The following is a 12,211-nucleotide window of genomic DNA, read 5'->3' as shown; positions in this document are numbered from 1 at the left end:
TAGAGTCAGGCTTACGGCCTGAACTTCAGATTTCCCTTGAGCTCTGCAAATTGTGCTTTCAGCTTCGATGACCCGTCAATATGGTTTTTCACTTCAGAGACCAAGACCCATATGATGGAAACAACCAGGGCCAGAAATACCGCGGCCAAGGTAATGATTGCGCGCTTGGGCCTGAATTTCTTTTCGGGCTGTACCGCAGGATCAAGCACTTGAATAACGGATGGATCTTTCGCCTCATCCAGGCGTGAGGTCTCATATTGCTTCGCAAGCAACTCATAAAGCATCTGATAATACTTTACGTCGCGCAGAACCTTGATGTTCTCCAACCCTTCCTGCTTAGTGCCGGCTTGGTCCTTGCGCAATCCTGCGCGGCCATTTTCCAGATTCGAAAGCTCATTCCGTAAGCTGAAAAGTTCCTGCTGAGTACGCTTATACTCCGGATTGTTTTCGGTAAAGAATGCATTCATAGAGGACAGTTGAATTTCTTTTGCCGAAATCTGGGCGCGTAGCCTACCAACTGTCTCAACAATGGCGCGGCTCTCGTTATCGACACTAATTACGCCGTGAGTATCGAGTGCCCCTTTGAGCGCCACCTCGGCCGACGCAAGGTTGTTCTTCGCTGTCTCCAACTGGCTTTCAAAAAACATGCGGCGCTTCGACGCCTCCGTCACTGCCAGCACCTTGCTAAGCTTATATAATTCTTCAACATAAGCATTTGCCATCTTCGCAACACGTGCCGGATTCTCGTCCTCCACTTCAATAGTGATGAGGCCATCTTTACCAGCGGAAATAAAAGTACGATCTTCCAGTTTCTTTCTCGTTTTTTCATTCGACTTAAGATCGTAGGAACGTTTCAACTCGAAACGCTCAACAATTCGGTCAGCAATGGTTCTACTTTTCAACATGCCGACATAAAGATCATTTGGGTTCTTCAGTCCGACCATTCCTCCCACAGCGCCTGCGGCCAGACCTCCCGATTGGGAAAGAATTGCACTTGTGGCAGATTGCGCCTGTTGAGGCGGTAACAATTTTGTTCCTGCGCGATATACATCCGGTAAGGCAAGGCTGACCGCAGCCGACAATACCGCAACCACGACTGGCAGAACGATCAGTTTACGCTTGTGCCTGGCCAAAACGATCAGTGCGTCAATTGCACCGAATCCGTCGTTCTTGGAATTGGTTCCTGTTTCTTTTCCCATCACCTGACCGTCGTTCATCGCATATACCGCTTAAAAGTTATCTTCACTGACTCAATGTGGCTGCTATGCTTTAGTCACGCAGCGTTTTAATAGCCGCTGCACCCAGGCCAAAGTTCGCCAAAATCTGCGTCCACTCACGCGCACCTTGCGTGAACTTGGTCCACGCAGTCTGCTTGTCCAGCTTCTCAGGCACGACGATCGTATCGCCCGGCATGACCTCAAGCCCACCGATCTTGCCGAAGAACCAGCCCTGCGACTCCGACGACACCACGGTGCCATCAACACGCAGTACGAAGGCGTTGTCGATATCAGCGTCGGAAGTCGTACCGGCCAGACGCAGGTAATCCTTGACGCGGCTATTCGGCTTCCACAGCGGCGATGCCTCGACGTTGACGGCACCGAACACGTGCACGAAGGCCGGCTTCGACGGCACCACCAAGCGGTCGCCGTTCTGCAGCGTCACCTGCGGCAGGCGCGCAAACGAGCGCTCATTCGGATCCAGGCCGAAAGCAATGCGGCCGGTCGGCTGCAGCTTGCGGAAGCGTGCAATGCGCTCTTCCGCGATGCGGCGCTGGGTTTCGAACTGGGCTGCCGCAGCGGCGGCGTCCGCCGGCGACCTTACCGCCGCATTCGCTGCCTGAGCAGATTGCTCATTGCGAACCTGTGCTTCCAGCCTATCCGCCGCACGCTGCAAGTTCGCCTGCTGTTCCTTCTTCACTTCTTCGCGGAAGAAGCCGGTACCGAACAGATAAGCATTACCGGTCGGGCCACCTGCCTTGGCAATCAGGCTTTGCAGCGTATCGCCGGCCGTCATCTGGTACACACCCGGCACCTTGACCTCACCTTCGATGCGCACGAACACTTGGCGCTTGTCCATCGGCACCGCCACGTCTTCTTGCGAGAAGATTGTCACGGTATCGCCCGGCTGGAGCTGGACGTTGTCCGGACCGGCTGGGTTGCTGAACACGGCACCCAAGTTGAACGGAATCAGCTTGACGCTCAGGTCCGAGCGGTTCACGCGTTCGACGACGGCGTAATCCCAGTTGATCGGCGCGATCAAGTTACCAATGCGCGCGGCGATCTTGTCCGCGTCCTCAGTCGTATCCTTTTCGTTTTCGCCTGCTGCGACAACGTTGTTCTGGCGCCTGGTCGATTCGCGGGTGATCAGGTACTCACGCGAAGGGATCAGGTCGCTCACGCGCATGCCCTGCTTGAACGGCGCACGTACCGGCTGGTCGACGTTACCGCGCAGGATCACGGCGTTCGAGAAGTCCGGGGTGATCGAAGTCACGTTCAGCACGTCGCCATTTTTCAGCGGACGTTGCAGGCCTTCGGTATTCAGCGCGAATTCTTCCACGCTGCGCGGTTGGCTCCTGGTTGGGTCGATACGCTCGAGGAAGGCACGTCGCGGGTCAGCCACGACCGGCAGGCCGCCGGCAACGTCGAGCAGCGAAGCTACACTGTCGCTGCTGTTCTTCAGTTCGTAGATGGCCGGGCTATTTACCTTGCCGACCAGGGCTACATAGCCGCCGGCTGGTGGAATATAGATGGTGTCGCCGTCGAGCAGCTTAATGTCGGCCGACTTGTCACCCTTGGCGATAAAGGAATACAGGTCGAGTTCCGCAGCAACCTTGCCGCCGCGCTTCACCTGCACACGGCGCATGCTGCCGTTGGCGTTCGGGCCACCGCTCGCGAACAGGGCCGTCACCAGCGTTGACAGGCTCGACACGGTATAGGTACCCGGACGGCTGGCCTGGCCGACCACATACACGGTAATCGCGCGCAGCTGGCCGAAATTCACGCTGACGGTGACGCCTTTGTACAAGCGCGCCACGGCATTGCGAATCACATTTTCCGCATCGCTTGCTTTGACACCCGCCAGCACTACCGAGCCGATGGTTGGAATATTGATCGTCCCATTACGGTCAATAGTCGCACGGAAGTCAATATCAATGGTGCCCCAGCCGCGGATCATCAATTCATCGCCTGGGCCAAGTGGATAATCGCTGGGCACCGGGGAATTCAGAATCGGCGCAAAAGTGCCAGGCGCGTTCGCAAAAAATTCCGCGCCAAAAATCGGTAAGACCTTACCAGTGTTATCAGAAATGAATTTTTGGAATTCGCTCAGCTCAGCACTTTTATCAACGCCTTGCCTCGCCAATGCCTTTGGAGCAATCACGCCGTTGCCGGCTTCGGCCGCAGCTTGCGCTGCAGCTGCCGCTGGTGTGGCAGCGTTGGCGATCCTGACGCGCCGAGCTGCAGCAGGCGCAGTGGCAGCCTCCCCTACACTGGACGACTCCTGGCCGAACATGTCAGCTTTATTAGTTGCGTCTTGGGCGGAAGCGGCAATAGCAGCCACGGCCAGCGCGACGGCTGTAAAACTCTTGGTGAACTTGAACATTGGTTTTGGAGGAGTGGGACGCGTCTAGAACAGCCTGCTATTTTACCCGACAGCAATGACTATAGGAACCCTTTTGTTGTCTTCATTTCTATGCAAATCGTCGCTTTAGATAAAAAATTCAGCATATTCGCCACAGTCGAGATGCCCTTTCGCAGGGGAATAGCAGGAGCGCAAAACGCTGCACTTTTATCCATGGATAGATTGATCTTGTCGATGTAACACCCTCGTTATTTTTGGTGAGATTTCAAACAGAGCATGATTCCCACTCTATTTAACGGAACAGCAAATTAGTTAAAACCGGATTAATATGAATAGACAATTTGATATAAAAATATTCCAAGAAGATGGGCGTTTTAGCGTTGTCGGCTTTCTAATTTGGGCAGCCATCGCAGTCCTTTCACAGCCTGCCTTCGGCGCAACCGAAACCACCGAACCCCTGTTCCAGCTCCCACCCTCCACCATCAAACCCCTCCAAGGCAGCATCGAAACCAAGCAATTCGGCGCCGCCGGCCTGGCCCGCGCCTTCGACCTCGCCGACGACCTGGCCAAAGACCTCTGCACCACCCTCCCCCACGACCGCAAGACCGCCATCTACGAACCAGCCACCACCCAGGGCATCCTGGCCGCGCGCCAAGTACTTGATGCCATCGAGCGCCTGAAGGACGATCTGGCGAAGCAGAATAAGGCACTGCAGCAGCTCATCGAGGCCCATACGCCGCAGGGCAGCGCCGCCGGCCTCGCCTTCACCCTGCTGACCGTGGTACCGGCCACGCTGAAGGCAGGCGCCGAGCTGTCATCGCTGTTCAAGACGGACGTGTCGGCGCAAGGCATTGCCTACGGCGATGGCGCTCGCAGCCTGTTCACGACGCAGCTGGCGCACCGCTGTCCCGACAAGGTGGCGGGGCTCGGCACAGGCTACCTTGGCGAGATGGAAGTCAAGCAGTACACATCGCTGCTCACCCGCGTACGCGCCCTGGCAACGCAGCGCGGCGAGCTGGCGCAGCGGATTGGCGCCCTTGACCGGCTTGCGGATGCGGCTAAGGGCGAGGAGAAACGCAGCCTGGCAGCGGTGGTCTCCAGCGCTGGGGCCGTGCTGAAGACGGTCGATGCTTTCATCGATTCGCTCAAGGCCGGGGAAACGGGCGACCGCAGTCCGCTGTTCAACGCGGGACGCTACCTGAGCTATGCCGCGCGTACCGAGGGGATGCTGGTGCTGGATTTCGACCTGCGCCTGGAAGGATTGAGCATCGTGAAGGATTCGCTGTTCACGGGGCAGAAGCTGCGTTTGTCCGGCGTCGCTTTCCTCTGGTACCGGCTGCATGAGCCGGATGGTCGTTTGCTTGTTGCCGATGCAATGCGGCGGGTGGCGCGGCCGGTGGAGGTCGATTTACGAGGCGATAACGTGAACGCGGAGTTCTTCGGTTCCGGTAAATAAACTTGGGTCCCCGCCTTCGCGGGGACGACAGTGGTGACGCGGGTCGACGTTCAAGCGCTAAGGTTCGAGTCGCGCCACCTTCTGCTCGATCGCCCCAAACACCGACTTCTCCTTCTCGTCCAGCATTTCGATCCGGATCATATCCCCAAAGCGCATGAACTGCGTCACCGGCTGGCCGAATTCGATCGTCTCCTGGCAGCGCTGTTCAGCGATGCAGGAATACCCCTTCGATGCATCCTTGTTCGACACCGTACCCGAACCGACGATGCTGCCGGCGCGCACGTTGCGGGTCTTGCAGAGGTGGGCGATCAGTTGCGGGAAGTTGAATACCATGTCGACGCCGGCGTCCGGCTGGCCGACCAGGCGCTCGTTCCAGGTCGAGCGCAGCGGCAGGTGGACTTTGCCGCCGCGCCAGGCATCGCCCAGTTCGTCGGGCGTCACCGCCACCGGCGAGAAGCTTGTTGCCGGCTTCGACTGGAGAAAGCCGAAGCCTTTCGCCAACTCGGGCGGGATCAGGTTGCGCAGCGAGACGTCGTTCGCCAGCATCAGCAGGCGGATTTGTCCATGCGCCTCGTCGGGCGTCGCGCCCGTCTTCACGTCGCCCGTGATTACGGCCACTTCCGCCTCGAAGTCGATGCCCCATTCTTCGTGCGCCAGCACAATGTCGTCGGTCGGGCCGAGGAAATCGTCGCTGCCGCCCTGGTACATCAGGGGATCGTCCCAGAACGAAGCCGGCATCTCGGCGCCGCGTGCCTTGCGCACTAGTTCCACGTGGTTGAGGTAGGCCGATCCGTCGGCCCATTGGTAGGCGCGCGGCAGCGGCGCCATGCAGCGGGCCGGGTCGAAGTCGAAGGGACGGCGCGTGCGGCCGGCGTTGAGTTCGTCGTACAGCGCCGCCAGCTGGGGCGCGATGAAGGCCCAGTCGTCCAGCGCAGCCTGCAGGCTTGGCGCGATGCCGTCGGCGATGTGGGCGGTTTTCAGGTCACGCGAGACGACGGCCAGCTGGCCGTCGCGCGATCCGTCGTTGAGGGTGGCGAGTTTCATTTCGCCATTGTAGTGCAGCCTACTATGGAATCAGAAGGTGCCGAGCACGCCGACCCCAGCCACGTTCTGATAGTAGTTATAGTCGATCAGGCTTTGACCATAGCCGGAAAAGTACTGCACATAGCCCTTGAAGTGACCAGCCAGCGGAAAGGCCCAGCTCAGCTGGACCGCGCCGCGGTTGGTCGAGAAGTTCCGGCGCAGCAGGGCCCGGTAATCGTGGCCGTTGCTGCGATAGGTGACGTTCAGGTCGCCGTGGCCCATGTAGTCGACGATGTCCGGGTTGTTGTCGTCATCCGCCGGTTCGTTGATCCGCTTCCAGAGCCGACCCAACACCGTGAAGCCGGCGCGTTCGAGGCCGACCTGCGCGTAGTACCGGTTCCAGCTGCGCGACAGGGTGGATGCCTGGCCGTTCGACTGGTGCACCACGCCCAGGTTGAGCATGCTGGCGTGCATGCCCAGCACATTGAAGTTCAGTGGCGTCACCACCATCAGCTCGGGCTGGTAATTGGTCTCGCGGAAGGGACTGGACGCCTCGCGGTTGCCGGCCTGCCAAAAGCTGTTCTGGGTGTAGCCGAACCAGACGTCGACCGGCTTGTCGAAGGCGGTCTCGACCAGCTTGGTCTTGAAGCCGAGCTGGAACACCAGTTCATTGTGCGACAGGTCGGTCGTGAAGTCGGCGAGGTCGCGGAACGGACGATAGGGCTCGTTGTTCGGGTGCGCGGTGCGCGTCACCATCAGGTAGTTCGGATTGTGCGGGCGGAAGTTGAACACGCCGCGCTTGTGCTCCTGGTCCAGTTCCCAGTGGTCGGCCAGGCTGAATCCGCGGGTCTTTTCCGGCGACAGGTCCAGCGATGCCTCGACCTCGGGGTCGACCCGTGCGACGGACGGTGCCACTGGCGCCCCGCCTGCCGCGCCAGTCGTGCCGCCAGCCGATGCGCCGATGGCGGCGACGGCGGCCGCAGCGGCGCGCGACTCGGCAGCAAGGGCGGCGGAGTGGGTCAGCGCCGGGTTTACACCCGCAAGACGGTCATAACAGGCCAGCCGCTGGACGCTGTCCGTCACCTGCGTACAGGCGGAAAGGTCTGGGGCGACCTGCTGGGCCAATGCGGGTTTGAGTACGAGGAGTGTTAAAACGGAGAGATATTTATACGTTTTCGTAGGCATGTTCGTCATCTATTGAGCCACCTCTCGTCGAAGTTGATAAAGTATTGACAAGAGTTTCAGATGTCGATATTCGCGGAATTTTGTATTGTGCGTCGCACGAAAGCGCTTCGTTCAATGTCCGGCAACCTTGGTGCCGCTCGCCGCAGGCTTGCTGACTTCGAGCAACATCTTGTCGAGGTTGGCACTACGTTCACGCGTATTCGGATGCTCGTTGTCGAGGTTCCCCATCTTCTTGACATTCTGCACCAGCATGTCGAGCCCCGTAACCGTGCTCTCCGGCAGCTGCGGACCGAGGCTGTTCTGGAAGCCGCGGATAACCTTGGACAGCCGCTTCTTGTCCGGCATGGCGCGCTCGAGCAGCCGTACCGCGCAGGCGTCGGCCTGCATTTCCTGGGCTTTCGAGAAGGTCACGAAGCGCGTCATCAGTTCGTTCGAGTAGCCCAGCACCATGGCAGGGCTCGAGGTACTGCCTTCGATCAGCTTCCTGAGCCTGTCCACGGTATCGATCGTATCCGTCAGACGGGCCTGGGTGGCATGGGTTTCGTGGCGCTGCAGCACATGCGCGATTTCGTGCGCGAGGGCAAAATAGGCGCGGTCTTCGTTCTTGGGTTGGATAACCAGGTCGCGGTCGATGTGAATATAGCCGCCCGGCAGGGCTTGTGCGTTTCCGGCACCCTTGCGCACGAAGATCTGGAATTTGTACGGCGTTTCTTCTTTGACCTGGGCCAGCAGTGTGTCCAGCATTTTTTGCGCGCGAACAATCGCCGCCTTGTCGCTTTTCCTTTCACCGTCGAGCAGGTCGGCCGCCTGGTTGGCATGTTCCCGCTCCCCCAACATACGCTCGGCGTCCATCGGCAGCCAGTTCAAGTTCTTGCCGGCCATTTTCAGCATGTCGCGCATCTCGATAGGCTTGCCGCCAACATAGGGCACCAGGAAATTGTTGGCGCCTATTTTGCCGGCCAAAACGCCAAGAGAAATCGCGCTATCGGTGACACCGAAAGGCTCTACCATCGCCTTGCATTCGGGATCGTACTGCTTTGCGGCCACGTTCCAGACCTCATCGAAGGCCTTGAGCTGCATCGGACTCGCGCCCGGCGCCGGAGACATGCCGACCATCGCCTTCAGCTTGGAGAACACCGAGTCGGACGGCACTTCCTGAATTTTCTCTTGCTCCTTTTCAAGCGATTTATCCTGTCCTTTACTGCTTCCAAACAAAGATTTAACACCATCGAACAGGCCGGCGGGCTTTGCCGTTTCCGCGCCGTCGACGCCTGCGGCTGGCGTGGCCTGCCCCGCCGCATAGCCCAGGCCGCACACCAGCATCAGTGCCACTGCCAGTTTCTTGTTGTCCATTTCATTGTCCTAACAGGGTGCGCAGTTGGCCAAGGATGCGTTCGCGGTCCGCGTACAGGCCGGCCTCGTCGTAGATCGCGGCCTGGTAGACCAGGCGGGTACTGTCCTCGAGATGCTGGCTGTCGAGCTGGGCCAGTTGCTGTTCGACCTCGCGCCGCTCGGCATCGGGCAACAGGGTGAACTCGCCGTGGTAAGTCGCGGCAGACGTCACCAGCACCCAGCTGAACACTGCCTCGGCGCTGGCCCTTCCAACGGGAATGTCGAGCTCGCGCGGCGGTGCTTTGGTATCGACCAGCATGCGGCCGTCCACGCTGATTTGCAGCATGCGAGGTGCTTCGGCGCCGAGCGCCGAGAAGTCGAAGTGGACTTTGCCATCTCTGGCCAGTGCCACGCCGTTCGGCAGGCTTTCCGGCGGCTGCGTGTCGAGACGGCGGCCGCCGGTGCGCGTGTTCGCGAGCAGTTTTTCCCATACGCTGGCCAGTGCCTTGACGCGAATGCCGGGCACGATCTTGCACGGCGAGGTCGCGCGCAGGGCCTGGGCCGCAGCCGCGGTCTTCGGCGCGCCCTCTTTCTGTACCAATGGCGGGAGCGTGCAATCGCTTGGGGCGGCGGTAGCCGTGAACGGCAGGCCCATCAATATCAGGAGTGGCAGATAACGGGACATGGCTCTCAATGGTTGAGGATTAAAAACATGGCTTGGATGACGACGGCCCAGAACATGGCCTGGCGCAGGCCGAAGACGCAAAGACCGGCCCAGTCGGCGCCCGATGCGGGCGCGACCAGCAGGCCGAGGCGGTCGGTCCAGACACCGCCATGCCGCTGTGGCGTGTCGGCATTCGATGCCGCCAGGACCGCGGCCGCTGCTGGGCCGGGCACCGCCTGCGCTGCGCTGACCGGCGCGGCGCGGACGCTCAGCATGCGCTCGGCCAGGACCGCGCCCAAGGCCAGCAGGCTGAGCCATTGCAGAGCGAGATGGTGGAACACCAGCGAGGCGCCGATCGCCATGCACAACACCGCGACCAACGGCCAGAAGCCGCTCTCGACGATCGGTTCCGGTTCGCGCGTGTGGCCGTGCAAGTGCCGGTGGGCGTGGTCGTAGGCGGTGATGGGGCCGGTCACGAAGCCGTCGGCCAGCATCGACAGCGCGATCAGCAAGGGGGCGATCAGGATGCCTCGTTCGAACAGGCCGGCCGCAATCTGGAACAGCAGGAACACCAGGCCCAGATAGACGAGAACGAAGCTGACCACCACCACGGTCGAGGTCTCTCGCCGCAGGTCGGGCCGGGCACGCAGTTTGACGTACAGCCCCCAGAAAGACGCGATCAGCAGGGAAAACAGGAAGGCGATCAAGACGTCCACCACGAACCCATAGCGGTGCGGCAATTCGTCGACCGGCTCCGATAGGGAGTGCCGCAACGCCGCGTGCACCGCTACCCCGGGTAGCTTGCCGAGCGGGGTCAGGAAGGCGTCGTCGCGACTGGCGCCATAGTCGCCACCGAAGAACACGTCGCGCTGCGCCCAGTTGCCGATCTGGCCGAGCCGCGGATCGTCGAGCGGCATGGCGGCGGCGGCGCGCGCGAAGCCGGAGAAATTGACCGGACTGGGGCTGCCGTGGCTGGCTGCATGCGGCGCATGTCCTTCGTCGCCATCGACGCGCTTGCGCAGCCAGGTCTCGGCTCCTTCGGCGTGCGCGAGTTCGGCACAGATCGATTGCTTGCCGCGGGCATGCACCTGGCTGGCCATGGCATAAGGATTGCCTGGCGCATCGATGACGATGCCGAGCGACTCGTCGAGCGCACCGTCGCCGAAGACCACGCCTTTTTCGCAACGCGCAAGCGTCCACTGCCGCTTGCGTTCGAACAGCGGCTGCGAACTGACACGCAGCGGCGCCAGCAATACCAGGCGGCTGGCGTGCTGGTCCAGCAGGCGGTCGAGCCGTTCCTGGCATTCCGGCCGTGCGTCGTTGAGTCCTGGCGACAGATCGAAGTCGACCGCCAACGTGCGTGGGCTGCGTGCCAGGATGGCGCCGAGGTCGTCCGCCATCTGGCAGCGGTCGAGCGGCGATTGCTCGCGGTAAAGGTCGAACCAGCGCTTTTCGTCAAGGTACAGGACGACCGGCGCACGGGCATCGGCCTGCACGCCCGGTAACTCAGGCGCTGCGAGATTGGCGACTACCAGCAGCGATAGTTTGGTGAACAGGCTGAGCAAGCCGACCTGCGCCAGCACGATTGCCAGCGCGGCAGAAAACAGGATCGGTCGAAACTCTTCCTTGAAATGCTGCCAAAGATAAGCCCCTGCTCGGAGGATTGGATTACTTGGCGGGTGGGGGTGACTGTTCATCAAGACACAAGAAGATACGCAAAAAATATTGCGCTTGTGTCAATGATATCAATCTGTCAGTTATTTCCACCAGAAAATTTGATCGAAAGTCGATAAAAAACGACAATCGATTACTGGCTTGGTACCAGCAGATCCAGCTGCGCCTGCTCCAGGAAACACCACTCCCCTTCCTTCAGGCCCAGGGATTCGAGCGTCAGCCCGCCGATCTGCGAGCGGTGCAGCGCCGCGCAGTGGTTGCCGGCCGCCGCCAGCATGCGTTTTACCTGGTGGTATTTACCCTGCTCCAGCACGATCTCGATCTGGTGTTCGCCGCGCTGGATGCAGGTGAGCGCCGCCAGCGGCGCCGGCTCATCGATCAATTGCACGCCGGACAGCAACTGGTCGACCAGGGCCTGGGTCACCGGCTCCTGGGTTGTTGCCTGATAGACCTTGGGCACGTGGCGCTTGGGCGAGGACTGGGCGTGGATGAAGGGACCGTCGTCCGACATCAGCAGCAGGCCGGTGGTGTCGTGGTCGAGGCGCCCGACCGGTTGCACTTCGCGCCAGGTAAATTGCTCAGGCAACAGGGTCAGCACGCCTGGATGGTGGCTGGGCTTGCGCGAGCATTCGAAGTTGGCCGGTTTGTAGAGGGCGATGTAGACGCGTTCGCGGTAGACCCACTCCTCGTCGAACACAGTCAGGACCAGCCCATCGGTCTCGACGGTGGTCTTGTAGTTGTCCTGGACGTCACCATTGATGGCAACATCGCCGTCTTCGATCAGGGCGCGGCAGTATTTGCGCGTGCCGAAGCCTTGCGATTGCAGCACGCGGTCTAGGGATAGTTTGCTCATGGGGCGCGACTTTAACAGAACTGATGTATACGGCAAAGCTCAGTTAGTTCAGCAGTATGAATCTGTGTCTAGAACACGTTTGACACACGTCAAGTCTGCCATGGTTCGCGTTGTTACACTGAAACCTCATTAGGAATCGCCCTACACAGATTGAGCGTAGGACTACGACTACATTCACATGGATTGAGGTAAAAGTGCAAATCGAACAACATCAACATAGCGAGCCCTTCCCTGTCAGGCTGACCCCGAGCCGCTACTACCGGCCGGCCGACGAGCATATCGCAGCCTTTCCGACTCGCCTTGCGCTGGCCCGCTGGACGCGGGGTGGCGATATTCCCCACGTTTATTCTTCGACCCACAACATGCCCGCGCGTGCCGCCTGGTTTGCCCGGGCCCAGCGCGATTTTCAAAGCTGGCTCGAGCAGGGCGGATTTCATGGCGAGTA

10 protein-coding genes are annotated in these 12,211 nt (G+C 60.2%); 2 read left to right on the top strand and 8 right to left on the bottom strand.

Annotated features, from left to right (window positions below; translation table 11 throughout):
* Window positions 1–11: 11 nt before the first annotated feature.
* Both NX782_RS09350 and NX782_RS09345 read right to left on the bottom strand, forming a co-directional pair.
* Window positions 12–1,217, bottom strand: coding sequence for a GumC family protein (locus NX782_RS09350; protein ID WP_258845180.1), 1,206 nt, complete (start codon window positions 1,215–1,217; stop codon window positions 12–14).
* 52 nt (window positions 1,218–1,269) lie between these two features.
* On the bottom strand, window positions 1,270–3,600 hold the full coding sequence (locus tag NX782_RS09345; protein WP_258845179.1) for a polysaccharide biosynthesis/export family protein: 2,331 nt from the start codon (window positions 3,598–3,600) through the stop codon (window positions 1,270–1,272).
* A 307-nt stretch (window positions 3,601–3,907) separates the two neighbouring features.
* On the opposite strand from NX782_RS09345, the gene NX782_RS09340 reads away from it, so the two are divergent.
* Complete coding sequence (locus NX782_RS09340; protein WP_258845178.1) at window positions 3,908–5,035, top strand: hypothetical protein; 1,128 nt, start codon at window positions 3,908–3,910, stop codon at window positions 5,033–5,035.
* A gap of 57 nt (window positions 5,036–5,092) precedes the next feature.
* On the opposite strand, the gene NX782_RS09335 is transcribed toward NX782_RS09340, so the two are convergent.
* From NX782_RS09335 to NX782_RS09310, 6 genes are all read right to left on the bottom strand, one after another.
* Window positions 5,093–6,079 (bottom strand): fumarylacetoacetate hydrolase family protein, encoded by a 987-nt coding sequence (locus NX782_RS09335; protein WP_258845177.1) that lies wholly within the window; start codon window positions 6,077–6,079, stop codon window positions 5,093–5,095.
* Window positions 6,080–6,109: 30 nt separating this feature from the next.
* On the bottom strand, window positions 6,110–7,243 hold the full coding sequence (locus tag NX782_RS09330; RefSeq protein WP_258845176.1) for a phospholipase A: 1,134 nt from the start codon (window positions 7,241–7,243) through the stop codon (window positions 6,110–6,112).
* A 111-nt stretch (window positions 7,244–7,354) separates the two neighbouring features.
* On the bottom strand, window positions 7,355–8,596 hold the full coding sequence (locus NX782_RS09325; RefSeq protein WP_258845175.1) for a M48 family metalloprotease: 1,242 nt from the start codon (window positions 8,594–8,596) through the stop codon (window positions 7,355–7,357).
* A 1-nt stretch (window position 8,597) separates the two neighbouring features.
* Entirely contained in the window at window positions 8,598–9,260 is a 663-nt protein-coding gene (locus NX782_RS09320) for a hypothetical protein (protein ID WP_258845174.1), read from the bottom strand.
* A 5-nt stretch (window positions 9,261–9,265) separates the two neighbouring features.
* On the bottom strand, window positions 9,266–10,936 hold the full coding sequence (locus tag NX782_RS09315; protein WP_258845173.1) for a hypothetical protein: 1,671 nt from the start codon (window positions 10,934–10,936) through the stop codon (window positions 9,266–9,268).
* A 110-nt stretch (window positions 10,937–11,046) separates the two neighbouring features.
* Complete coding sequence (locus tag NX782_RS09310) at window positions 11,047–11,766, bottom strand: pseudouridine synthase (RefSeq protein ID WP_258845172.1); 720 nt, start codon at window positions 11,764–11,766, stop codon at window positions 11,047–11,049.
* A gap of 194 nt (window positions 11,767–11,960) precedes the next feature.
* Between NX782_RS09310 and NX782_RS09305 the strand changes: the two genes are divergently transcribed.
* Window positions 11,961–12,211: hypothetical protein (locus NX782_RS09305; protein WP_258845171.1), on the top strand; the 251-nt coding region annotated here is incomplete at its 3' end.

Origin of the sequence: Massilia norwichensis (assembly GCF_024753245.1) — a bacterium.
GTDB classification, from domain to species: Bacteria; Pseudomonadota; Gammaproteobacteria; order Burkholderiales; family Burkholderiaceae_D; genus Telluria; species Telluria norwichensis.
Note: the sequence above shows the minus strand (reverse complement) of the source record. Positions and strands in the feature narration are given on the sequence as shown.